This is a genomic window from Pseudomonas sp. F9001 (assembly GCF_013385435.1).
Lineage (GTDB): Bacteria > Pseudomonadota > Gammaproteobacteria > Pseudomonadales > Pseudomonadaceae > Aquipseudomonas.
This window is the reverse complement of sequence record NZ_JACAPX010000001.1, coordinates 148,682-172,480: the sequence shown is the minus strand read 5'-3', so window position 1 is coordinate 172,480 and position 23,799 is coordinate 148,682. Positions and strand designations below refer to the sequence as shown.

Genomic DNA, 23,799 nt, shown 5'->3' with positions numbered 1-23,799 from the left:
GGAGGCCCGCCTCATCACCGTACAGCTAAGTCAGGTGACGGATAATGCAGGAGCCTGCGCGTAGAGTTCAACTCAGTCTGCTTTGTCGCCGCCGGCCAGATTCTTCTTCGAACCGGTCTTGAAGTCGGTCTCGTACCAACCGTTGCCACTCAGGCGAAAGCCCGGCATGGACAACATCTTCTTGAGCTCCGGTGCCTGGCAGGCAGGGCAATCGACCAGCGGCGCTGCGCTGATCTTTTGAATGGCTTCCAACTGATGACCACAGGAAGCGCATTGATAGTCGTACATGGGCATGGAGATGTCTCGGCGATCAGATCATTACTGCGCCACGCCCTGCCCTGGCTCTATCCTGTGGGAAAGTCCCGGCATGCGCAGCAAAGCCCGGGATTATATCTGGTAAATCGAGGCTGTGCAGCCGTAGCGGCGCGCTGCTCTTTATATAGATGACTGCAGCAGGCTTCTGCCGGGCGCCCGACCCGGGGCAATCCCGGGACGGGCGCCCGGCACAAGGTTCATGCAGGGTCCGGCTGGACACTGGGCGCGACAAGCCGCCCTTTCAATACATGCACCACGCAAACCACCCTGACCAGACCGCTGAAGTTCTTTACACCGCCATAACGCAAGTGCACTTCCCGGTCCACGTAAGACAGCAGCGCACTGACCGAACACGTATTGATCCTGGCGATCTCCGCGAGGATATTCCAATACACCTCTTCGAGCCGCAAACACGTCGAAAAACCATTAAGCCGAACCGATCGGGACAATGGCCTGGCCAAGTTCATATCGAACCCCTTGGCAAAGGGATCTACCTTTATCTTGTGCAATCCGCACGTTTCCATAACTCCATTACCTGCTCCGCGTGACATACACTTGACACTCCATTGCCTGACGGCCACTCATGTTCTCGTTGGCCGTTGAGCTATAAAACATCAAGACGACAAGTGCAGCCAGAAGACAGGGAGCCGATCACCGTAGGACAAGCCAACGCGCGTATCAGGAAGCTCGCGGAATCGCGGAAATCGCCGGAAAGCAGGCATGCGAGGGGCGTCAGCTCGACGCCCTCCCGCCACCGGTGTTATTTGTTTTCGAGCAGGGAACGCAACATCCATGCGGTCTTTTCATGCACTTGCATACGCTGGGTCAGCAAGTCCGCCGTCGGTTCATCACTGACTTTATCCAACAACGGGAAGATACCCCGGGCTGTGCGAGTCACCGCTTCCTGGCCTTCGACCAGTTGCTTGATCATGTCTTCAGCGCTTGGCACACCCTCTTCTTCCTTGATCGAAGAAAGTCGCGCATACACCGAGTAGGCACCCGGTGCGGGAAAGCCCAGGGCACGAATACGCTCTGCGATTGAATCCACCGCCAGCGCCAGTTCGTTGTACTGCTCTTCAAACATCAAGTGCAGTGTACGAAACATGGGCCCCGTTACGTTCCAATGGAAGTTGTGGGTCTTCAGGTAAAGTACATAGGTATCGGAAAGCAGTCGCGAAAGTCCATCAACGATTGATTTACGGTCTTCTTCACTGATACCAATATCGATTGCCATGTGTTTCCCCTTCAATTGATAAAAATTCATTGATCAGGTGCAGGACCACTCTAGCAAGAGTGCCGGCCGTGCGCAGCCTGGCTGACCCTTTCGAGGTGCGGCAAATCGCCCCTTGCAGAGCGGGCTTGCCCGACAGGCAAGGCTTCAACAGCTACCGGAAAAATTACCCAGCACCTGCGAAAAAGCCTGCACCTGTCTAGGACAAGTGTTTGACGCAGAAATGCCGTGCCCCTTGTAACAGCCTGAAATGCTTGATTTGAGTAGGCACAGGCTTTGCTGTTAAATAGGCAGCGTGTCGCCGCCGATATTTTTCGCGGCAAGCGGCATAGGCTGATACCCGTGCACGTGCCCAACGCCTCCCATTGTTCAGAAGCGAACCGTGCCCGTCAGCTCTTCCTTGTGATCCGTCTTAACGTGAGTTAATCAAAATGTTGAAAATCGTCCACCTGCTAACGGGCGCTGCAGCTTTGCTGCTGTCCTTTATCCCCAGCCTGCGATCAGAGACCCTGCCTTACCTGCAGCAACCTGACGCTCTCTACCTGACCTTCTTTGGTCTTCTTAACCTGACACTGGCTCCAGTCATTCCATACTGGAACAAAGGCCCGCGTCATCAACTGCAAAACCTGGTCAGCGCCCTGCTGGTCCTGGCTGTTGTCGTGCAAACCCTCACCCTGCTGGCGCCTATGCCTGAAGTCGGTGGCCACCCGGCCGTCCTGCTCAGCCTGGCAATAGCACTGGTAGCCATCGTTCTTCATCTGGCCATCAGTTTTTACCGCTCCTCCCCGGCCGCTGCGTCGCAAAGCTACGACATGACCAACCGGGATACCGGGACCGTCAAGTGGTTCAACACCTCCAAGGGCTTCGGCTTTATTTCCCGGGATTCGGGCGACGATATCTTCGTCCACTTCCGGGCGATTCGCGGCGAAGGCCATCGCGTACTGGTGGAAGGCCAGCGCGTGGAGTTCTCCGTCATGAACCGTGACAAGGGGCTGCAAGCTGAAGATGTGATCGCCGCATTGCCGCGTCGCTGATTCCAGCACCCCGAAAAAAAGAAACCGCGATGCAGCCTGGCTGCATCGCGGTTTTTTTATGCCCGGGGGTTCAACCCCTGCCTTATTAATAATGAGGCGGCGGCGCCTCTTCCTCGGACGACTCGAACTGGCCGCCCATTTCTTCCTGGCGCTTGAGCAACGCAGTCATCTGCAACTGCAGGCGTTCCACGGCACGCTGCTGGGTGACCAGGATGTCATTCAGGGTCTCGATGGTGTCGTCCTGAAAGGCCAGGCGGCTTTCCAGGTCGGTCACGCGGGCTTGAAGATCCATGGCTCAAGCCTCCAGGAACGTGAAGTCGGCCGGCAGGATCTCGCGCAGGCGCGCACGAATTGCCACCACTTGCTCGTCACTGTAGGGCCTCGCCGGGTGCTTGCCCCAGACCGGCGCAGGCCAGGCCGCGTCGTCGCGCTTGCGTACGATCACATGCACGTGCAGTTGGCTGACCACATTACCCAAGGCACCGATATTCATTTTGTCGGCGCCGAACCCTTCGTTCAGCCACTGTGCCAGTGCCGTGCTTTCCTGCCACACCCGCTGCTGGTCGGCGACATCCAGTTGAAACACTTCGCTGATACCGTCAATGCGCGGCACCAGGATGAACCAGGGGTAATTCGAGTCATTGGAAAGCAGCAGCCGACACAGGGGGAAATCCCCGATAGGCAAGGTGTCTTGTTGAAGACGTGGATCTAAGGCGAACACAGCAGTCACTCCCGTTCGGCGGGTCAGGTTTCAGGCGCCCAGCATACCTGCGAATGCCAGTCGCTTCACGGCGAATGCGCGTGGCCGAATACGCGCCCAAACAGGACGCCACGAAAAAAAGCGCACCATTTCGAGACAGGCCAATATTTCAGCTACGCTAAATGACCAATGTATCCAATTCCGGTCAAAGTCGGGACGCAGAACATGCTTCAAGACCTTGAGCCAGACGGCTTTCAAAAGGCGAAGGCTGAACGGGAGCAGAAACGCAGTCAGTGAAGCACTGCACCAAAATGACCCATTTGTGCTTCAAAGGGATCCGCCAACTACCCACCGAACGGGGTGAACCGGTAACGTTTTGCTCTGGTACAGGTTTTATGCGCCACCAAACCGGAGTACGGCAGGCGCGTCAAGGCCAAACCAAACGGCGTAAAAAGCCCGTGCTTATGCGGTTTTTACAGGCCGTTGACACTTTTCACGAAAAAATCACATTCGGTTACGGGTTTGTGCACGCTTGTTGCATTCACACCCATATCGTCGACAACGGCACCGGCGGGAAGCAGGTGTTTCGCGACGGAAAATAACAGCGGTTCAATGCCTGACAGGGATGAGTTGAAACTTTCAGGGGTGACTTTTCCACCCCGCTTCCAAGGTTTTAAAACAGCATTGAAGTTGTCAGTCCGGTTACAAGTGGACTGTGAATTTGCGACATGGAGCTAGCAATTTACGACAGGCCCGTAAAGAAGCTGAAAGGATAGATGTGCAAGTATCGTCAATAATGTCTGCGTGATATAACTTTGCGCCGACACAAAAAAGAAAGAGCCGCCCAGACAAAAATATAGGTGGGACGGCAGTACTCTTCCTAAAACCAAAGGAGCAAATCACGATGCGCGTGATGAAGTGGAGCATGATCGCCCTGGCTGTTTCAGCAGGCACCTCGCAGTTCGCAATGGCGTCCTCCCAGGACGATTCCAAGGGCTTTGTTGAAGACAGCACTTTCAGCATCAACACTCGCCTCCTGAACTTTAGCCGCGACTTCCGTAACAATGACACCGGCAAGAGCCGCGTCGACGAAACCGGTCTGGGCTTCAACGGCCTGTACCAGTCGGGCTTCACCCAAGGCACCATCGGTGTGGGTGTCGACGTCATCGGTCTGTTGGGCGTCAAACTGGACAGCGGCAAGGGTCGTTCCGGCACTGGCCTGTTTCCAACTGGCTCCGACGGTCGCGCTCAGGATGATTACTCCAAGGGCGGCGGCGCAGTTAAGTTCCGTATCTCCGATACGGTCCTGAAAATCGGCGACCAGTACACCACCGCGCCTGTATTCGCTTCCGATGACAGCCGTCTGCTTCCTGAATTGCCACAGGGTATCTCGCTGACCAGCAACGAGATCAAAGGCCTGAAACTTGAAGGCGGTCACTTCACTTCGAGCGTGGCACAAGCCCAGACCTACCGCGACAGCCTGGGCCTGACAAAAACCGACTTCATCGGTGGTGTCTACGCCCTGACTCCAGAAGTCAGCGCCAGCCTCTACTACGCGAAGACCGAAGACTACTGGAAGAAAACCTACGCCAACCTGAACTGGACCCATGCGCTCAGCAATGAGCAGTCCCTGGCGGTCGACTTCAACATCTACAGCACCAAAAGTGATGGCGCTGGCCTGCAACGGGCTGAGAAAGACGGCACCACCAAACTGGACAACCGTGCCTACAGCTTGCAAGGCGCGTACACCATCCAGGCTCACACCTTTACCCTGGCCTACCAGAAGGTCAGCGGTGACGGTGACTACGGCTACGGCGTAGACGGCGGCGGCACGATCTTCCTTGCCAACTCCATCGCTCGTTCCGACTTCAACGCTGAAGACGAGAAGTCGTTCCAGGCTCGCTACGACCTGAACATGGCGACTTTCGGCGTACCAGGCCTGAGCTTCATGACTCGCTACGTCAAAGGTACCGGCGCCAACACCGCCGACACCTCGAACGGCAAAGAGTGGGAACGTGACATCGAAGCCAAGTACGTGATCCAGAGCGGCCCGGCAAAAGACCTGAGCCTGCGCGTGCGTCAAGCCACTTATCGCTCCAGCGATGGTGTGTACTACGGTTCGGCGTCCATCGACGAACTGCGTCTGATCGCGCAATACCCGCTGAACATCTTGTAATTGGCAGTTTGATTACAACGATGACTTAGGGTTTCGGCCCTAACTAAAAAGCCGCTCACTTGTTCGCAAGTGAGCGGCTTTTTTATTGCAACTTAATCTCAACAACCGGATAACTAGCAAGCTAACTATCTAGTTTAATCCTGCGTAACAAACCTGACACATCGGCCAGGTTTAATCATCCAGTCACACTATTACTTCCCAGCACTTTCCTGCATGACGCGAATAACCCGTTGTGGAAACGGAATATCAATCCCCGCCGCTTTCAAACGGTCACGTGCCAGTTCATTGAACATGAACATCACATCCCAGTAATCCGAAGTCTTGGTCCAGACTCGCAGGGATACCGTGATCGAACTGTCGCCCAAGGTCGAAACTACCGCTGCCGGCGCAGGATCAGCCAATACACGTGGATCCTTGGCCAGTTCCAGCAGCACTTCACGTGCTTTCTGCAGGTCGGCTTCATAGTCGACCCCCACGTCAAACACCACCTTGCGGGTCGGCTGACGGTTGGTGTTGGTGATGAGGCCGTTGGACAGGCTGCCGTTCGGGATGATCACCGTCTTGTTGTCGCCGGTGCGCAACACGGTGTGGAAGATCTGGATGCTGTCGACGGTACCGGAAGTGCCCTGGGCTTCGATCCAGTCACCAATGCGGAACGGACGGAACAACAGAATCAGCACGCCGCCGGCGAAGTTCGCCAGGCTGCCTTGCAAGGCCAGGCCGATGGCCAGGGTGGCGGCGCCGATCGCGGCAACGAACGAGGTGGTTGCGACGCCGATCATCGAGGCCACGTTGACCACCAGCATGACCTTGAGCGCAATGTTCGCAAGGCTGGTAATGAAGTGTTGCAGCGCCAGGTCAGCATTACGCAACGCCAGCAAACGCCCTACCCGGTGGGTCAAGACGTTGATCAGCCACCAACCAATGGCCAGGGTGACCACGGCCAGCAAAAATCGGCTGCCGTATTCCATGATCATCGGTAACCACGACTCCGAGGTCTTGATCAAGTGATCCACTTCAGCGTTCAAGTCCATCTACATTCTCCTGTTTGCCGGATGTGCGGCCTTATCACTCCCCACATAACAAATGAGCCCCGAAGGGCTCAATCGTTTCTGCAGGTTCTGGGCGTGGGACGTCAAAAACGTCCACAGGTTCCCGAGGGGTCCACTCAGTCGCGGAAGTTATTGAACTGCAGCGGCATGTCGAAGGTCTTGGCGCGCAGGGCAGCAATGGCCTCCTGCAAATCGTCACGCTTCTTGCCGGTGATACGCACCTGCTCGCCCTGGATGGCGGCCTGGACCTTGAGCTTGGCGTCCTTGACGTGAGCGACGATTTTCTTCGCCAGCTCCTTGTCGATGCCTTCCTTGAGCACGGCTTCCTGCTTCATCAGCTTGCCGGACGCATAGGCATCCTTGATTTCAAGGCACTGTGCATCGATCTTGCGCTTGACCAGAGACAGCTTGAGGATCTCAATCATCGCTTCCAGCTGGAAGTCGGCTTCCGCGGTCAGGTTGACGGTCAGCTCCTTTTCCTTGAACTCGAAGCTGCCCTTGCCCTTCAAGTCATAGCGGCGATCCAGCTCCTTGACGGCGTTCTCGACGGCGTTGGTGACTTCATGTTTGTCCAGTTCGGATACCACGTCGAACGACGGCATGTAATTTCTCCAATAAAAAAGGGGCGCGGCTCAGTAGAGATGGAGCACGCCCGGGCTAAAATGCCCGGGCATTATAGCGGTTCTTTCGCCTCGTTCACTGCGGGCAGCCTTACGGAGTAAAAACTGATGTCGACCACCTGGCACGTCCTCGGCGCCGGCAGCCTCGGAACACTGTGGGCCGCCCGCCTGGCCCGCGCCGGGCTGCCCGTGCGCCTGATCCTGCGGGATCACAGGCGGTTGGCGAGCTATCAGACGGCCAATGGCCTGACCCTGGTCGAGCAAGGCGTGGCTCACACCTACCCGGTCGTCGGCGAAACCTCCGACAGCCCTGGGCCAATTCATCGCCTGCTGGTGGCATGCAAGGCCTACGACGCCCAGGAAGCCGTCGCACAGCTGGAACATCGACTGGTGCCGGACGCCGAACTGATCCTGCTGCAAAACGGCCTCGGCAGCCAGGACGCAGTCGCCGCCCAACTGCCCCAGGCACGCTGCATCTTCGCCTCCAGCACCGAAGGCGCGTTTCGCGAGAGTGACTGGCGAGTAGTGTTTGCCGGCCATGGCTACACCTGGCTGGGGGATGCTCGGCACCCTACTCCGCCGCTGTGGCTGGATGACCTGCAAGCCGCCGGCATTCCCCATGAGTGGAGCACCGACATCCTCACCCGCCTGTGGCGCAAACTGGCCCTGAACTGCGCCATCAACCCGCTGACCGTGCTTTACCAATGTCGCAATGGCGAGCTGCAAGCCCATCAGTGCGAAGTGGCCACCCTGTGCGCCGAACTCGCCGACCTGCTGGAATGCTGCGGCCAACCCGCCGCCGCAGAGGATTTGCACAGCGAAGTGGAACGGGTAATCCAGGCCACGGCGGCCAATTACTCCTCGATGTACCAGGACGTGGCCGGTGCCCGACGCACCGAAATCAGCTATTTGCTGGGCTACGCCTGCCAGGCGGCCGCCCGTCACCAACTGAGCTTGCCGCACCTGCAACAACTCCAGGCGCGCCTGGTACGGCAACTGTCTGCGCGCGGATTGCCCAGCGACTGAAGCACGCGCTACCCTGCCTGCTTGTTCCTTTGCAGCGAAAACCTTGATGCCACTGCGCCAGCGTCTCGAAAATCTACCGGTTGGGCAGAAACTGCTGGCGGCCCTGCTGGTTTTGTTGACCACCGTCTTGCTGGTGGCCAACCTGACCTTTATCAGCGCCGCCTACTGGATCTCCCAGGAAAGCATGGCGCCCCAGGCCTTGCAGGCCATCGGTCGGCTGGTGTCCAACCCGTCGCTCGCCGCCGAGTCCCTGGACTCACCGCTCAAGGCGCAAACCCTGCTGGATGAACTGACCAGCTACTCGCCATTGCGGGCTGCGGCCTTATACGACGGAGACGGCACGCGCCTGGCCCAGCTGCAACATGCCAATCGCCTGCACCTGCCAGATAATTTCCGGGACATTGAAACCTGGCGTACCACCGAATTTCGCAGCAACCAGGTGATCACCCTGCCCCGTGCCGGCAAACCGTCCGGGCACTTGCTGCTGGTGGCCAGCAGCGAACTGCCGGTGGCTTTCTATACCGGGACCTTCACCGCCAGCCTGGGTATCCTGATCTTCAGCGTGCTGCTGTGGCTGGTGATCGCCCGGCAGATCAAGCGCCTGATTACCCGGCCGATCCACGAACTGGAAGAATTGTCGCGCCAGGTCACCCGGGAAGAGAACTACGCCCTGCGCGCCGGTCGCGGCAACCATGATGAAATCGGCAGCCTCGCCGAAGCTTTCAACACCATGCTCTCGCGCATTGAAGCCCGTGAGCAGCAACTCAAGCGCGCGCGAGACGATTCCCAGGCCGCCTACGATCAAGCCCAGGGCCTGGCGGAAGAAACCCGCCACACCAATCGCAAGCTGGAACTGGAAGTGCAGGTGCGCAGCAAGATCGAAAAAAAGCTCACCGGCTTCCAGAACTACCTCAACAGCATCATCGACTCGATGCCCTCGGCGCTGATCGCCCTCGACGAACAACTCTACGTCACCCAGTGGAACCAGGAAGCCAGCGCACTTTCCGGGACCCGCCTGGACGAGGCGCTGAACCAGCCGATTTTCCTCGCCTTCCAGCCGCTCAAGCCGTTCCTGCCGCAGATCAAGGCCACGGTAGAGCAACACACCGTAGAGCGGATCGAGCGCGTTACCTGGGTCAAGGATGACGAACCCAAGCACTACGCCCTGACCTTCTATCCGTTGATGGGCGGTGCCGGACGCGGCGTGGTGATCCGGATCGACGACATCACCCAGCGCCTGTCCCTGGAAGAAATGATGGTGCAGTCAGAGAAAATGCTCTCGGTCGGTGGCCTGGCCGCCGGCATGGCGCACGAAATCAACAACCCGTTGGGAGCGATCCTGCATAACGTGCAGAACATTCGCCGCCGGTTGTCCAACGAACTGCCGAAAAACCTCGAGCACGCCGAACAGGCGGGCATAGACCTGGACTCGGTCAACCGCTACCTGCAAAGCCGCGAAGTGCCACAGTTGCTCGACGGCATCCAGCAGGCTGGCGCCCGGGCGGCGAAAATCGTCACTCATATGCTCAGCTTCAGCCGCCGCAGCAACCGGCAGATGGCGCCGTGCGACTTGCCGGCCTTGATCGATCAGGCCGTGGAAATTGCCGGCAACGACTTCGACCTCACCGTCGGCTTCGACTTCAAGGGCCAGGCGATCATCCGCCAGTTCGACCCGCAACTGGGCCCGGTCCCCGGCACCGCCAACGAACTGGAGCAAGTACTGCTCAACCTGCTGAAAAACGCCGCCCAGGCGATTCACCAGCGCGAAGACGGCAGCGAGCCCGGCCGGATCATCCTGCGCACCCGGCTCAACCCGCCGTGGGCAGAAATCCAGGTGGAAGACAACGGCATCGGCATGAGCGAGAACGTGCGCAAACGCACGTTTGAGCCATTCTTCACCACCAAGGAAATCGGCCAGGGCACCGGGCTTGGGTTGTCGGTTTCGTATTTCATCATCACCAACAATCACAAGGGGCAGATGGAAGTGCATTCGACCCTTGGCCAGGGTACCTGCTTCACCTTGCGTCTGCCCCTGGCGGGCAGCCAATTGCCACCCAACGAACTCACTCAACTGGAGCGCTAACCATGGGCTTTCGCCTGTCGAAAATTTACACCCGTACCGGCGACAAGGGCGAAACCGGCCTGGGCGACGGCCGCCGCGTGCCCAAGGACCATCCACGGGTGGAGGCGATTGGCGAGGTGGATGCGCTGAACAGCCAGTTGGGTTTGTTGCTGGCGGGATTGGAGGAACAAAGCGGGCAGCATCCAGCGTTGAAGGATGTGATCGAGGTGCTGACACCTTGCCAGCATCGTCTGTTTGACCTGGGCGGCGAATTGGCGATGCCGGTGTACAAGGCGCTGAACGCGGCGGAAGTCGACCGGCTTGAGGCGGCGATCGATCGCTGGAATGAAGAGGTCGGGCCGCTGGAGAACTTCATTCTGCCGGGTGGTTCGGCGTTGATTGCCCAGGCCCATGTATGCCGAAGCCTGGCTCGCAGTGCGGAGCGCCGGTGTCAGCACCTGAATGCAGAGGAACCGCTGGAAGGCGTCGGGTTGGCGTACATCAACCGGCTGTCGGACTTGCTCTTTGTGGCAGCCAGGGTGATTGCCAAGCGCCAGGGCGTTGCAGAGATCTTGTGGCAGGCGGCGGCAAAGCCGCACTGACGCTTACTGACCGATTGCAACCTGTGGCGAGGGAGCTTGCTCCCTCGCCACAACAGCTCCCCTCGCCACTCGCCAGGGTTATGCCTAAACCTCAGGCCAGAACGCCCGAATCCCCGCCACACCTTGAGCACCAGCCTCCCAGGCCTTTTCCCGCTCAGCAGGACCCACCCCACCGAGCAAGAACACCGGCTTGCTGAACCCACTGATCAACTGCTGTGCCTGCTCCCAGCCCAACGGCTCGGCATCAGGATGAGTCTGGGTCGGCTGCACCGGCGACAAGGTGACGAAATCCACGTCCATCAACTCCGCCAAGGCTAATTCCTCAGCATTGTGGCAAGACGCCGCCAACCAGCGATCCTTCGGCAAAGGACGTCCCTTGCTGGCGTACTTGCGCAGTTGCGCCGAGGTCATATGCCAGCCGGCCGCGGGAAAATCCCCCAGCCATTCAAACGGCCCCTTGAGCATCAGTTGCGCCTTGCCCGCACACAGGCCCACGGCGTCCACCGCCAGGTCACGGTACTTGGGGTCGTAACCGTTGGGGGCACGCAGCTGAACCAGTTTGATGCCACCAGCGATGGCTTTTTGAATACCGCGCAGCAGGACGGGTGTCTCCAGCTCGCCCGGAGTGATCAAGTAGTCAGCCGGTAAACGCGCCGCCGCAACGATCGGCGCATTGGCTGCCGGAAACTCATAGTTCGGCAGGTCCCGCTGGGCCACCCACTCAAGGGGTTGGCCTTCGGCACCGTGGGGCTCGCCGGTAAAGGCCGAGACTTCCCAGACATCCAGCAACACCTGTTTGTCCGGGTAATCATGCTGCACCTTGATCAACGGGCGAGCCGCCGTGACCTGGATGCCCAGCTCCTCCTGCAATTCACGGGACAGCGCGGTAGCGACCGACTCATCGGCCTCCACCTTGCCACCGGGAAACTCCCAGAGGCCGCCCTGATGCTGGGTATCGGCGCGGCGCGCCAGCAGAATCCTGCCGTCGACACCCCGGATGACCGCTGCTGCTACATGAACTCGTTTCACCGCACTATTTCCTCTGAATCGGTTTGAAGACCTGCCTGGTATCAGGTGCGGTATTCCGCATTGATCTTCACGTACTCGTGGGACAGGTCAGTGGTCCAGATGGTTTCGCTGCACTCACCGCGACCCAATTCGATCCGGATGGTGATTTCTTCCTGCTGCATCACCGCCGAACCCTGGGCTTCGGTGTACGTCTCGGCCCGGGCGCCACGACTGGCGATGCACACTTCGCCGAGGAACACGTCGATCTTGCTCACGTCCAGGTTCGGCACGCCGGCACGGCCCACAGCGGCCAGGATACGGCCCCAGTTCGGGTCGGAGGCAAACAGCGCGGTCTTGATCAGCGGCGAGTGAGCCACGGTGTAACCGACATCCAGGCATTCCTGGTGGTTACCGCCGCCGTTGACTTCAACCGTCACAAACTTGGTGGCGCCTTCGCCGTCGCGCACGATGGCCTGGGCCACGTCCATGCACACTTCGAACACCGCCTGCTTCAACGCTGCGAAATACGCGCCGTTGGACGAGGTGATTTCCGGCAGGTCAGCCTGGCCGGTGGCGATCAACATGCAGCAATCGTTGGTCGAGGTGTCGCCGTCGATGGTGATGCGGTTGAAGGACTTGTTGGCGCCGTCGAGCATCAGGTTTTGCAGCACGTCACGGGAGACTTTGGCGTCGGTGGCGATATAGCCCAGCATGGTCGCCATGTTCGGGCGAATCATGCCGGCGCCTTTGCTGATGCCCGTGACGGTAACGGTCACGCCTTCGTGCACAAACTGACGGCTGGCGCCTTTTGGCAGAGTATCGGTGGTCATGATCCCGGTAGCCGCAGCCGCCCAGTTATCCACCGACAGGTCATCCAGCGCTGCTTGCAACGCGCCTTCGATTTTCTCTACCGGCAGCGGCTCACCGATCACACCGGTGGAGTACGGCAGCACCTGGCTGGCGTCTACGCCGGTCAGCTCCGCCAGCTTGGCGCAGGTGCGGGCAGCGGCGGCCAGGCCAGGCTCGCCGGTCCCGGCGTTGGCATTGCCGGTGTTGGTCAACAGGTAACGCACCGGGCCTTCGACACGCTGCTTGGCCAGAATCACGGGCGCGGCGCAAAACGCGTTCAGGGTGAACACACCCGCGACGGTCGAGCCTTCGGCACAGCGCATCACCACCACATCCTTGCGCCCCGGGCGCTTGATGCCCGCCGAAGCGATACCGAGTTCAAAACCGGCAACCGGGTGCAACGTGGGCAAAGGACCAAGACCAACAGCCATGAATGCGCTCCTAAAAATATTGGGTGTGTACCCCGTCGCTATCGACGGTGACGAAATGGCAAAACGCCGCGACGGCTGATGCCGGTCGCGGCGCGGGGGTGTTGCAGCGTCAGGCGAAAATCTTAGTTGATTTCGCCGTGGCAGTGTTTGAACTTCTTGCCCGAACCGCACCAGCACAGTTCGTTGCGGCCCAGCTTCTGTTCGTTGCGCACCGGGGCCTGGGCCAGGGCCACATCGACCTCTTCGCCCAATACTTCCGGAGCCTCAAGACCAGGCGCTTCGTCGTGCTGGAACTGCATGCGCGCAGCCAGTGCCTCGGCTTCCTGACGCAGGCGGGCTTCTTCCTCGATCGGGTCTTCGCGACGCACCTGAACGTGGGACAGCACACGAATCGAATCGCGCTTGATCGAATCCAGCAGTTCGGAGAACAGCGTGAACGACTCGCGCTTGTACTCCTGCTTCGGGTTCTTCTGGGCGTAGCCACGCAAGTGGATGCCGTGACGCAGGTGGTCCATGGTCGACAGGTGGTCTTTCCACAGGTCGTCCAGCACGCGCAGTACGATTTGCTTCTCGAAGGTGCGCAGTGCTTCGGCACTCGCCTGCTCTTCTTTCTCGTTGTACGCGGCCAGCAGCTCGGTCATGAGCTTCTCGCGCAGGGTTTCTTCGTACAGGTGGTCGTCTTCGTCGAGCCATTGCTGGACCGGCAAGTCGACACCGAAGTCGCTCTTCAACGCAGCTTCCAGGCCGGCAACATCCCACTGCTCAGGCAGGGACTGTGGCGGGATATGGGCGCTGACGGTGGCGTTGAGCACGTCCTGGCGGAAATCGGCAATGGTCTCGCCGATGTTGGTGGCAGCCAACAAACTGTTACGCATGTGATAAATCACTTTACGCTGTTCGTTGTTGACGTCATCGAACTCGAGCAGTTGCTTACGAATGTCGAAGTTACGGCCTTCTACCTTGCGCTGGGCCTTCTCGATGGCGTTGGTCACCATGCGGTGTTCAATCGCCTCACCGGACTGCATGCCCAGGGCTTTCATGAAGTTCTTCACCCGATCCGAGGCGAAGATGCGCATCAGGCTGTCTTCCAGGGACAGGTAGAAACGGCTGGAACCGGCGTCACCCTGACGACCGGCACGACCACGCAGCTGGTTGTCGATACGGCGCGATTCGTGACGCTCGGACGCGATCACCTGCAAGCCGCCGGACTCCAGCACTTGCTGGTGGCGCTTCTGCCAGTCGGCCTTGATCTGCGCGATCTGCTCAGGGGTCGGGTTGTCCAGGGACGCAACTTCCACTTCCCAGTTACCGCCCAACAGGATGTCGGTACCACGACCGGCCATGTTGGTGGCGATGGTCAGTGCGCCCGGGCGACCGGCCTGGGCAATGATCTCGGCTTCTTTTTCGTGGAACTTGGCGTTGAGGACCTTGTGCTCGATGCCTTCCTTGGCCAGCAAGCTGGACATGTGCTCGGAAGTTTCGATGGTGGCAGTACCCACCAGCACTGGACGGCCCTGGGCCATGCATTCCTTGATGTCGGCGACGATTGCAGCGTATTTCTCGTCGGCGGTCAGGAACACCAGGTCGTTGAAGTCTTTACGCGCCAGCGGCTTGTTCGGCGGGATAACCATCACCGACAGACCGTAGATCTGGTGGAACTCGAACGCTTCGGTGTCGGCTGTACCGGTCATGCCGGACAGTTTGTTGTACAGACGGAAGTAGTTCTGGAAGGTGGTCGAGGCCAGGGTCTGGCTTTCAGCCTGGATGTTCAGGGCTTCCTTGGCTTCGATCGCCTGGTGCAGGCCTTCCGACAAACGGCGACCCGGCATGGTACGACCGGTGTGTTCGTCGACCAGTACGACCTGGCCGTCCTGCACGATGTATTCAACGTTGCGATGGAACAGCTTGTGGGCACGCAGGCCGGCATATACGTGGGTCAACAGGCCCAGGTTGTGCGCCGAGTACAGGCTCTCGCCTTCGGCCAGCAGGCCGATCTGGGTCAGCATGTCTTCGACGAACTGGTGACCGGCTTCGTTGAGTTCGACCTGGCGGGTCTTCTCGTCGATGGTGAAGTGACCTTCTTTGGTCACCACGCCTTCCACTTCCTCGATGTGTTGCTCAAGGCGCGGGATCAGCTTGTTGATCTCGGTGTACAGGCGCGAGCTGTCCTCGGCCTGGCCGGAAATGATCAGCGGGGTACGGGCTTCGTCGATCAGGATGGAGTCGACTTCGTCGATCACGGCAAAATTGAGTTCGCGCTGGAATTTTTCTTCCATGCTGAACGCCATGTTGTCGCGCAGGTAGTCGAAACCGAATTCGTTGTTGGTACCGTAGGTGATGTCGGCAGCGTAGGCGGCGCGCTTCTCTTCCGGCGGCTGGAACGGCGTGACAACGCCGACGGTCAGGCCGAGGAATTCGTACAGCGGACGCATCCAGTTGGCATCCCGGCGGGCGAGGTAGTCGTTCACCGTCACAACGTGCACGCCCTTGCCGGACAATGCGTTGAGGTAAACGCCCAGGGTAGCTACCAGGGTCTTGCCTTCACCGGTACGCATTTCGGCAATCATGCCTTCATGCAAGGTCATGCCGCCGATCAACTGGACGTCGAAGTGGCGCATGCCCATGACACGCTTACCGGCTTCGCGGGCGACCGCAAAGGCTTCGGGAAGCAGCTTGTCGAGGGTTTCACCTTTGGCTATGCGGGCCTTGAACTCTTCGGTCTTGGCGCGCAATTGCTCGTCCGAAAGGGCAACCATCTGCTCTTCGAAGGCATTGACCAGCTGCACCGTCTTGAGCATGCGTTTGACTTCGCGCTCATTCTTGCTTCCAAAAAGTTTCTTTAACAAAGGCGCAAACATATCGGCAGGTTCTTCCACACATAGGGATGGAGGGCGCCCCGTGAGTCGCCCGAGCAGCCCTCACGGCCGCATGCGAACGAGCATTCTACCCGGAAACGTGGGTGAGGAAAGTGGCGTTATTCCACGATGCTGGCACGGCGCTCTTGGAGGGCTTGTTTAAAATAAGGGCTTTTTGCTGAACTTCAACCCATTCGGGCAATAAGTTACTCGTTGATTTAATGGATAAACTGCCGGTAATGCAATGGCGGCGGTGTCGCAGACGCTTTCTGCTACCATGGCCTCTCTGTTACTTAAGGTGTCTAGTCATGGCATTTCGCCCTCTTACGGCCCGAGCTCCCGCCGTGTTGCTTCGCGAAGCCAAGCCTTTAAAAGCCATCTTCGGCCATGCGCAACGCCTTGGTCATCTGCAACGCCTGGTAGAAAGCCAACTGCAGCCCGCCGCTCGCGAACACTGCCATGTGGCCTCGTGGCGCGAAGGCAATCTGCTGCTGATCGTCACCGACGGCCATTGGGCGACGCGCCTGCGCTACCAGCAGAAACGTTTGCAGCGCCAATTGATGGCCTTCGACGAATTCGCCAGCCTGACGCGCATCCAGTTCAAGGTGCAACCGCCGACCGTGCCGCAAGGTGCGGTGGGGCATACGATGGATTTGTCGGAAATCGCCGCCGAAACCATTCAGGCCACCGCAGACGGGATTACCGATCCGAACTTACGCGCTGCGCTGGAGCGGCTGGCCGCTCACGCCAAACCCAAAACCTGAGACCGGCGCAGAACCAAGTGTGGGAGCGAGCTTGCTCGCGAAGGTGGCGTGTCAGTCACTGGATATATTGACTGATCCACCGCTTTCGCGAGCAAGCCCGCTCCCACATTTGATCCCATCGTTATTTACGTTTGCTGCCGCCTAACAAAGACCCCAGTAACCCGCGCACCAACTGCCGGCCCATCTGATTGGCCGCCTGTTGCATCGCCGATTTCAGTGCCTTGCCTGCCGTAGTACCGAGGAAAGCACCGGCCTTGTCGGTAAAGCTTGGCTCTTCAGCGGCGGGCGTCGAATCCTCTTGCGGGCCCAAGTCCTTGCGCGCCATCAACACTTCGTACGCCGACTCACGGTCAATCGGCTTGTCATAACGCCCCTGCAATGGCGAACTGGCAATCAGTGCTGCCCGCTCAGCTTCGCTCAGTGGCCCGATCCGCGATTGCGGCGGTGCTACGAGTACGCGTTGGACTACTTCAGGCGTCCCCTTTTCCTGCAAGGTTCCCACCAATGCCTCACCTGTACCCAACTCGGTCAGCACCGCCAGCGCATCAAATGCCGGATTGGGCCGAAAACCATCGGCCACCGCCCGCAGGGACTTCTGCTCCTTGGTGGTGAACGCCCGCAGCCCGTGCTGGATGCGCAAGCCGAGTTGCGCCAGCACGGTGTCCGGCAAGTCCCCGGGAGACTGGGTGACGAAATACACACCGACGCCTTTCGAGCGAATCAGCCGCACCACTTGCTCCAGGCGATCCTGCAGGGCCTTGGGGGTGTCGGCAAACAACAGATGCGCCTCGTCGAAAAACAGCGCCAGCAGCGGCTTGTCGGCATCGCCACGTTCCGGCAGTTGCTCGAACAGTTCGGCCAACAGCCAAAGCAGGAAGGTCGCGTAGACCTTCGGCGCCTCATGCACCAGCCGGCTGGCGTCCAATAGATGAATACGCCCGCGGCCGTCACTGGCCGGTTGCAGGATGTCTTCGAGTTGCAGCGCCGGCTCGCCGAACAACGCTTCGGCACCCTGCTGCTCCAGCACCGCCAGGCGCCGCAACAGCGCCTGGCTGGAACCGGTGGTCATCAAGGCCGCGTCTTCCCCGAGCAACTCCGGGTGATAGCGCAAATGGTTCAGCAGCGCCTTGAGATCCTTGAGGTCAAGCAACAACAGGCCTTCACGATCGGCCACCTTGAAGGCTGCGTAGAGGGCCGATTGCTGGCTGTCGGTGAGCTCCAACAGGCTGCCGAGCAACAGCGGGCCCATTTCACTCATGGTGGTGCGCAACGGATGACCGGACTGGCCGTGGATATCCCACAACGTCACCGGATACGCCTTGGGCGTGTAATTAAGGAAAGGCATGCCGGCTATGCGCTCGGCGACCTTGCCCTGAGGGTTGGCCGCAGCGCCCAGGCCACACAGGTCACCCTTGATATCGGCGGCAAATACCGCGACGCCGGCGTCGCTGAAGGCTTCCGCCAGGCGCTGCAAGGTCACGGTCTTGCCGGTGCCGGTGGCGCCTGCGATCAGGCCGTGGCGGTTGGCCAGGCGCATCGACTGGGCAATCGGCTGGCCCTGAAGATCTGCACCAATAATGAGTTGCGAGGAGTCAGGCATTTTGTCACCCATGGTTAATCTTTGGCGCTGAATGGTCGATACAGATAAAGCGAGAGACCCAAAAAGTCTTGGAAAAACAGGCCGGATAATTCCTGCAGGAGCAGATGGAAATATCACACTTTTTTTGACGCAGCCATTCCGCGCGCCCCAGAAGGACGTGCATCGGATATTAAGACCATAGCGGACCCCACAAGCCATGAATAAAAATCTGCGTTTCAGCCATAAAATCCTGCTTGCCGCCGCTCTTGTCGTCATTGCCGCCTTTGCGTTGTTTACCCTCTACAACGACTACTTGCAGCGTAATGCGATTCGCGACGACCTGAACAACTACCTGCATGAAATGGGCGATGTCACTGCCAGCAACATCCAGACCTGGCTTACCGGGCGCATAGTGCTGATAGAAAGCGCCGCACAGAACATCGCCATCAACCCGGATTCAACCAGCGTCGCCAGCCTTCTGGAACAGAAGGCCCTGACGTCCTCGTTCATGGCCACATACCTTGGCGACAGCAAGGGCGGCTTCGTCATCCGCCCCGATACCAAGATGCCCGACGGCTTCGACCCACGGGTACGCCCCTGGTACAAGGGCGCGCAGGGCAGCAACGGCTCAACCCTGACCGAACCCTACATTGACGCGGCCACCGGCCAGTTGATCATCTCCATCGCCACCCCCAGCAGCAAGGCCGGCCAGAGTGTCGGCGTGGTGGGCGGCGACCTGAGCCTGCAAACCCTGGTAGACAACATCGGTGCCCTGAACTTCGGCGGCATGGGTTATGCCTTCCTGGTCAGTGCCGACGGCAAAGTGCTGGTACACCCGGACAAGAGCCTGGTGATGAAAACCCTGGCCGACGTCTATCCGAACAACACCCCCCGAATCAGCAGCGACTTCAGTGAAGTCGAGGTAAACGGCAAGACACGTATCGTCACCTTTACCCCGATCAAGGGCCTGCCCTCGGTGAACTGGTACCTCGGCCTGTCGGTGGATAAAGATAAATCCTTCGCCATGCTCAGCGAATTCCGCACCTCGGCGATCATCGCCACGATCATCGCCGTGGTCATCATCATCGCCCTGCTGGGCATGCTGATTCGCATCCTCCTGCAGCCACTGCACATCATGACCCGCGCCATGGAAGACATCGCCGACGGTGAAGGCGACCTGACCCGCCGCCTGACCATCCAGAACCACGACGAATTCGGCGTGCTTGGCAGCGCTTTCAATCGCTTCGTGGAGCGGATTCACACCTCGATTCGCGAAGTTTCCTCGGCCACCGAGCAGGTCAATGAAGTGGCCCTGCGGGTGGTCAGCGCCTCCAATTCCTCAATGGTCAATTCCGACGAGCAGGCCAACCGGACCAACAGCGTCGCGGCCGCGATCAACGAGCTGGGGGCCGCCGCCCAGGAAATCGCCCGCAACGCCGCACAGGCCTCCAACCAGGCCAGCGATGCCCGGCACTTGGCCGAAGACGGTCAGCAAGTGGTGGAACGCAATATCAAGGCGATGAACCAGTTGTCGCAGATGATCAGCGCCTCCAGCACCAATATCGAAGCGCTTAACAGCAAGACAGTGAACATCGGGCAGATTCTGGAAGTGATCACCAGCATTTCCCAGCAAACCAACCTGCTGGCCCTCAACGCGGCGATTGAAGCCGCACGGGCCGGGGAAGCCGGGCGCGGCTTTGCGGTGGTGGCCGATGAAGTGCGCAACCTGGCGCACCGCACCCAGGAGTCGGCGCAGCAGGTGCAGAAGATGATCGAGGAGCTGCAAGTCGGCGCCCGGGATTCGGTCAGCACCATGAGCGAAAGCCAGCGGCACAGCCAGGACAGTGTGGAAATCGCCAACCTGGCGGGCGAGCGCCTGAACAGCGTGACCCAGCGCATCGGCGAAATTGACGGGATGAACCAGTCGGTAGCCACCGCTACCGAGGAACAGACCTCGGTGGTGGAGTCAATCAACATGGACATCACCGAGATCAACACCCTCAATCAGGAAGGTGTGGAAAACCTGCAATCAACCTTGCGGGCCTGTTCCGACCTGGAACAGCAAGCGGCGCGCTTGAAACAACTGGTGGGTAGTTTCCGGATTTGATCCCGCCGGGTCAGCGGCTGCCTTGCACAGCCGCTGACGCCTTTTCTTCAGGCAATTCGGATGTGTCCTGCAATTGTTCCCACAACTCGGCGGCGCCTGGAAACTCGGTGCCGTCCTCACTGCTCAGGTCATCCGGGTCATATCGACTCAAACAACCCTCTCCCAGCGTCGCGGGGGCTTTGGAAGTCGCCTTGTCCAGTGGATCGCTCATGCTCCAGTCCTCACCCGCGCTCAAAAAAAGGGCCTGTAGCGATTTAACGCCCAGGCCCTTCATTCTTCAATCAAAACACTTCAATCAGAACACGACAGTCTTGTTGCCGTGCACCAGTACCCGGTCTTCCAGGTGATAGCGCAGGCCGCGAGCCAGCACCATCTTCTCGACGTCACGGCCAAAACGGACCATGTCTTCGATGCTGTCGCTATGGCTGACACGCACCACGTCCTGCTCGATGATGGGACCGGCGTCCAACTCTTCGGTGACGTAGTGGCACGTTGCACCGATCAGCTTCACGCCACGCAGGGATGCCTGGTGATACGGCTTGGCACCCACAAACGATGGCAGGAAACTGTGGTGAATATTGATCACCTTGCCAGCGTATTCACTGCACAACTCCGGCGGCAGAATCTGCATGTAGCGCGCCAGTACCACGACGTCCGCATCGTGCTGCTTGACCAGGCGCGAGACCTCGGCAAAGGCCGGCTCCTTGTCCTGCGGGTTGACCGGGACGTGGTAGTACGGAATGCCATGCCACTCGACCATGCTGCGCAGGTCGTCGTGGTTGGAGATCACGCAGGAGATCTCGCAGTCCAGTTCATCGCTGTGCCAGCGGTGCAGCAGGTCTGCCAGGCAGTGGGACTCACGACTGGCCATCAGGACCACGCGTTTTTTCTGTTCCGTGTCGGTGATGCGCCAGGTCATCGAGAACTCTTCAGCGATCGGCGCAAATGCCTCGCGAAATGCCTCTAGACCAAAGGGCAGCGTATCGGCACGAATTTCGTGACGCATGAAAAACCAGCCGCTGAGATTGTCCGAGTGATGGCTCGCTTCGGTGATCCAGCCGTTGTGGGAAGCCAGAAAGTTACTGACCTTGGCAACGATGCCAACCCGGTCCGGGCAAGCAATCACCAGCCGAAAAGTGCGCATTAGGGGGAAACTCCAGAACTTCGCAAAGGCCGCCATTCTAGCGATTGCGCAGAAAAACTGCAGTATTCCTCAACGCTTATTCTGATCGGCTGCGTCAACCCTGCCCCTTAATAGCGTAGGGTTTTTCCCCACTATGTGTGCAAACGCGTGGACTCCGGCAGTAAGCCAAGACTTAACCAGAGTATCTTTAGGCCATCCCCCTTACTAATTAACTCAATTCCACGCTTTTGCCACAAACAACCAAAGTAAATTACATAAATGCGGCCTTAAATGTTTACTTGGGCAAACTGTCTGACTATTATTGAGCCACTATCCCCTTTCACCCAGCGCCCTGCATAAGGTAGTCCCCATGTCCCTGATCAACGAATATCGCGCCACCGAAGAAGCTATCAAAGAGCTGCAAGCCCGTTTGAAGAACCTGTCCCAAGACGACAAACTGCAAACCGAGCTGGAATTCGAAGGCAAATTGCGCACCCTGATGGGCGAATACTCCAAATCCCTGCGTGACATCATCGCGCTGCTGGATCCGGATTCGAAAGTTAAGGCTCCACGTGGCGCCGTAAAAACTACCGGCACCAAGCGTGCACGCAAGGTTAAACAATACAAAAACCCGCACAACGGCGAAGTGATTGAAACCAAAGGTGGCAACCACAAGACTCTGAAAGAGTGGAAAGCCAAGTGGGGCGGCGACGTGGTTGAAGGCTGGGCTACCCTGCTGGGCTAAGCCTCGCCAGGACGCTGCGTGATACGCAACGCAATAAAAAACGCCAGCTTGCTGGCGTTTTTTATTGTCCGTATTTTACCGGGAAGCTGATTACAGACTCATTCGAGTCGCTAAGGCATCAACATACTCCTGCCATTCATCAAGCACCTGGCGCTGAAACGGTGTGGCACTAACAGCCAACTCAAGACACGCCTGCTTAAAACCCTCAAGGGTGTTTGGCGCGCCCCATTGAGGGTCTGACAAACGTTGCTGACAGAAAACTCTCCAGCGTTGTTGCTCTTCACTATTCAAGGTGTCTGGAAAGTTGCGTGCACGATAGCGAAATAATAATTCAGGCAAACGTTCATCATCGAAAGGCCATTGCTGGCGCGCTAGTTGCGCCGGCTCGGCGACTCTCACTTGCTCACATAAACGTCGATCACGATCCCCGATAAAACCATCGTATAGCTGCTGCTCGGGATCGGCGCTTGACGCAAAATCTTCCTCGGCGTAAATCGCCGCCAGTTTATCGCGCCATAGTTCCTGTGCGTCGCTTAGCCGCAGGGCCCGCGCATCACACTCATCCATATCCAGCTGCAAACGCTCGCGGTCTTGCGGCCGAAGCACGCTCAACGGTGCGACCACCGGGCAACGATTGATGTGCAGCAACTTGAGCGGTACCGGCAATTCACCTTCGGCCAGTTCGTCGCGGCGGGTATATAAGCGCCGGCGCAAGGTATCGGCGTCCTCGTCCAACAGCCCTTGCGGATCGAGCCCCAGGTCGCAGACGATCAATGCATTGCGATTGCGCGGGTGCCACGCCAGCGGCAGCACCACCCCCAGGTAATGACGCTCGGCAGAAAAACGACCGGAAATATGCACCATCGGCTGCAACAACCGCACCTGGTCCATGACCCGTTGTTTGCTGCGCAGTTGAAACAGCCAGTCATAGAGCTTGGGTTGCTTCTCGCGGATCAACCGGGCCAGGGCGATGGTGGCGCGCACATCGGACAAGGCGTCGTGGGCCTGGCCGTGGTCGATGCCGTTGGCGGCCGTCAACCGCTCAAGCTTGAGGGTGACGCGCCCGTCCTGTTCCGGCCAGACGATCCCGTCAGGGCGCAGGGCGTAGGCAGTGCGCACCACGTCGATCAGGTCCCAGCGGCTGTTGCCGCCTTGCCATTCCCGGGCATAGGGATCGAAGAAATTGCGGTACAAGCTGTAGCGCGTCATCTCATCGTCAAAACGCAAGGTGTTGTAGCCGGCCCCGCAAGTGCCCGGGGTGGCCAGCTCGGCGTGCACCCGGGTCATGAAGTCGGCTTCGGCCAGGCCTTTTTCCGCCAGCACGCCGGGAGTGATGCCAGTGATCGCGCACGCTGCCGGATGCGGCAGGATATCGTCGCTGGGGTGGCAGTAGAGATTGACCGGCGGCCCGACCTCGTTAAGCTCGAGGTCGGTGCGAATACCGGCTACCTGCAGCGGGCGGTCGGTACGCGGATTGATGCCGGTGGTTTCATAGTCGTACCAGAAAATGGTGGTCACGG

At 59.0% G+C, this 23,799-nt stretch carries 22 protein-coding genes and 1 pseudogene; 9 read left to right on the top strand and 14 right to left on the bottom strand.

Features of this window, described 5'->3' with window-relative positions; translation table 11 throughout:
• Positions 1-72: 72 nt before the first annotated feature.
• From HX818_RS00840 to HX818_RS00830, 3 genes are all read right to left on the bottom strand, one after another.
• Positions 73-294 carry an FmdB family zinc ribbon protein gene (locus HX818_RS00840; protein WP_003209804.1) on the bottom strand — a complete coding sequence of 74 codons (222 nt, stop codon included), beginning with the start codon at positions 292-294 and terminating at the stop codon, positions 73-75.
• Between the two features lie 218 nt (positions 295-512).
• Positions 513-866, bottom strand: a complete 354-nt coding sequence (locus tag HX818_RS00835; RefSeq protein WP_043225921.1) for a ribbon-helix-helix domain-containing protein — start codon at positions 864-866, stop codon at positions 513-515.
• Between the two features lie 209 nt (positions 867-1,075).
• Positions 1,076-1,549, bottom strand: coding sequence for a Dps family protein (locus tag HX818_RS00830; protein ID WP_003209800.1), 474 nt, complete (start codon positions 1,547-1,549; stop codon positions 1,076-1,078).
• 428 nt (positions 1,550-1,977) lie between these two features.
• Here HX818_RS00830 and HX818_RS31370 point away from each other — a divergent pair, with 428 nt between their 5' ends.
• Complete coding sequence (locus tag HX818_RS31370; protein WP_003209798.1) at positions 1,978-2,580, top strand: cold-shock protein; 603 nt, start codon at positions 1,978-1,980, stop codon at positions 2,578-2,580.
• Between the two features lie 85 nt (positions 2,581-2,665).
• Here the strand turns inward: HX818_RS31370 and HX818_RS00820 are convergent, their stop codons facing one another.
• Together HX818_RS00820 and HX818_RS00815 are read right to left on the bottom strand one after the other, a co-directional pair.
• Positions 2,666-2,872 carry a SlyX family protein gene (locus tag HX818_RS00820; protein ID WP_003209796.1) on the bottom strand — a complete coding sequence of 69 codons (207 nt, stop codon included), beginning with the start codon at positions 2,870-2,872 and terminating at the stop codon, positions 2,666-2,668.
• 3 nt (positions 2,873-2,875) lie between these two features.
• Positions 2,876-3,301 (bottom strand): HIT domain-containing protein, encoded by a 426-nt coding sequence (locus tag HX818_RS00815; protein ID WP_177019304.1) that lies wholly within the window; start codon positions 3,299-3,301, stop codon positions 2,876-2,878.
• Between the two features lie 883 nt (positions 3,302-4,184).
• Between HX818_RS00815 and HX818_RS00810 the strand changes: the two genes are divergently transcribed.
• Positions 4,185-5,456: an OprD family porin gene (locus HX818_RS00810; RefSeq protein ID WP_003209790.1), complete on the top strand. Its 1,272-nt coding sequence runs from the start codon at positions 4,185-4,187 to the stop codon at positions 5,454-5,456.
• A gap of 191 nt (positions 5,457-5,647) precedes the next feature.
• On the opposite strand, the gene HX818_RS00805 is transcribed toward HX818_RS00810, so the two are convergent.
• On the bottom strand, positions 5,648-6,490 hold the full coding sequence (locus tag HX818_RS00805; protein ID WP_003209787.1) for a mechanosensitive ion channel family protein: 843 nt from the start codon (positions 6,488-6,490) through the stop codon (positions 5,648-5,650).
• Positions 6,491-6,624: 134 nt separating this feature from the next.
• Complete coding sequence (locus tag HX818_RS00800; RefSeq protein WP_003209785.1) at positions 6,625-7,110, bottom strand: YajQ family cyclic di-GMP-binding protein; 486 nt, start codon at positions 7,108-7,110, stop codon at positions 6,625-6,627.
• Positions 7,111-7,236: 126 nt separating this feature from the next.
• Here HX818_RS00800 and HX818_RS00795 point away from each other — a divergent pair, with 126 nt between their 5' ends.
• The 3 genes from HX818_RS00795 to HX818_RS00785 are packed head-to-tail and all read left to right on the top strand — an operon-like array spanning position 7,237 to position 10,818.
• The gene (locus HX818_RS00795; RefSeq protein ID WP_177019303.1) at positions 7,237-8,154 is read left to right on the top strand and encodes a putative 2-dehydropantoate 2-reductase; all 918 of its coding nucleotides are present in this window, start codon (positions 7,237-7,239) and stop codon (positions 8,152-8,154) included.
• A 46-nt stretch (positions 8,155-8,200) separates the two neighbouring features.
• The gene (locus HX818_RS00790) at positions 8,201-10,237 is read left to right on the top strand and encodes an ATP-binding protein (RefSeq protein ID WP_003209782.1); all 2,037 of its coding nucleotides are present in this window, start codon (positions 8,201-8,203) and stop codon (positions 10,235-10,237) included.
• A 2-nt stretch (positions 10,238-10,239) separates the two neighbouring features.
• Positions 10,240-10,818, top strand: coding sequence for a cob(I)yrinic acid a,c-diamide adenosyltransferase (locus HX818_RS00785; protein ID WP_008432363.1), 579 nt, complete (start codon positions 10,240-10,242; stop codon positions 10,816-10,818).
• A gap of 84 nt (positions 10,819-10,902) precedes the next feature.
• Here the strand turns inward: HX818_RS00785 and HX818_RS00780 are convergent, their stop codons facing one another.
• The 3 genes from HX818_RS00780 to secA all read right to left on the bottom strand — a co-directional run bounded on the left by HX818_RS00780 (position 10,903) and on the right by secA (position 15,964).
• Positions 10,903-11,847, bottom strand: coding sequence for a Nudix family hydrolase (locus HX818_RS00780; protein ID WP_102369787.1), 945 nt, complete (start codon positions 11,845-11,847; stop codon positions 10,903-10,905).
• Between the two features lie 41 nt (positions 11,848-11,888).
• A complete protein-coding gene (gene argJ, locus HX818_RS00775) occupies positions 11,889-13,106 on the bottom strand; it encodes a bifunctional glutamate N-acetyltransferase/amino-acid acetyltransferase ArgJ (protein WP_003209777.1) in 1,218 nt (405 codons plus the stop codon).
• A gap of 122 nt (positions 13,107-13,228) precedes the next feature.
• Positions 13,229-15,964, bottom strand: a complete 2,736-nt coding sequence (gene secA / locus HX818_RS00770) for a preprotein translocase subunit SecA (RefSeq protein WP_003209775.1) — start codon at positions 15,962-15,964, stop codon at positions 13,229-13,231.
• Between the two features lie 305 nt (positions 15,965-16,269).
• Between secA and HX818_RS00765 the strand changes: the two genes are divergently transcribed.
• Positions 16,270-16,725, top strand: a complete 456-nt coding sequence (locus tag HX818_RS00765; protein ID WP_008432358.1) for a DUF721 domain-containing protein — start codon at positions 16,270-16,272, stop codon at positions 16,723-16,725.
• Between the two features lie 121 nt (positions 16,726-16,846).
• On the opposite strand, the gene HX818_RS00760 is transcribed toward HX818_RS00765, so the two are convergent.
• On the bottom strand, positions 16,847-18,325 hold the full coding sequence (locus HX818_RS00760) for a helicase HerA-like domain-containing protein (RefSeq protein WP_008432355.1): 1,479 nt from the start codon (positions 18,323-18,325) through the stop codon (positions 16,847-16,849).
• Between the two features lie 196 nt (positions 18,326-18,521).
• Here HX818_RS00760 and HX818_RS31415 point away from each other — a divergent pair.
• Together HX818_RS31415 and HX818_RS31410 are read left to right on the top strand one after the other, a co-directional pair.
• A pseudogene (locus tag HX818_RS31415) lies at positions 18,522-19,553 on the top strand (cache domain-containing protein); the annotation flags it as partial.
• 93 nt (positions 19,554-19,646) lie between these two features.
• Positions 19,647-20,411 carry a methyl-accepting chemotaxis protein gene (locus HX818_RS31410; protein ID WP_371132408.1) on the top strand — a complete coding sequence of 255 codons (765 nt, stop codon included), beginning with the start codon at positions 19,647-19,649 and terminating at the stop codon, positions 20,409-20,411.
• Positions 20,412-20,421: 10 nt separating this feature from the next.
• Here HX818_RS31410 and HX818_RS00750 read toward each other — a convergent pair whose 3' ends face one another.
• Together HX818_RS00750 and purU are read right to left on the bottom strand one after the other, a co-directional pair.
• Positions 20,422-20,622, bottom strand: a complete 201-nt coding sequence (locus HX818_RS00750; RefSeq protein ID WP_023659227.1) for a hypothetical protein — start codon at positions 20,620-20,622, stop codon at positions 20,422-20,424.
• Between the two features lie 84 nt (positions 20,623-20,706).
• Positions 20,707-21,555, bottom strand: coding sequence for a formyltetrahydrofolate deformylase (purU, locus tag HX818_RS00745; protein ID WP_003209762.1), 849 nt, complete (start codon positions 21,553-21,555; stop codon positions 20,707-20,709).
• Positions 21,556-21,904: 349 nt separating this feature from the next.
• Between purU and mvaT the strand changes: the two genes are divergently transcribed.
• Positions 21,905-22,279 (top strand): histone-like nucleoid-structuring protein MvaT, encoded by a 375-nt coding sequence (gene mvaT, locus HX818_RS00740; protein ID WP_008432352.1) that lies wholly within the window; start codon positions 21,905-21,907, stop codon positions 22,277-22,279.
• A gap of 90 nt (positions 22,280-22,369) precedes the next feature.
• Here the strand turns inward: mvaT and sbcB are convergent, their stop codons facing one another.
• Positions 22,370-23,797 carry an exodeoxyribonuclease I gene (gene sbcB, locus HX818_RS00735; RefSeq protein ID WP_177019301.1) on the bottom strand — a complete coding sequence of 476 codons (1,428 nt, stop codon included), beginning with the start codon at positions 23,795-23,797 and terminating at the stop codon, positions 22,370-22,372.
• Positions 23,798-23,799: the final 2 nt, after the last annotated feature.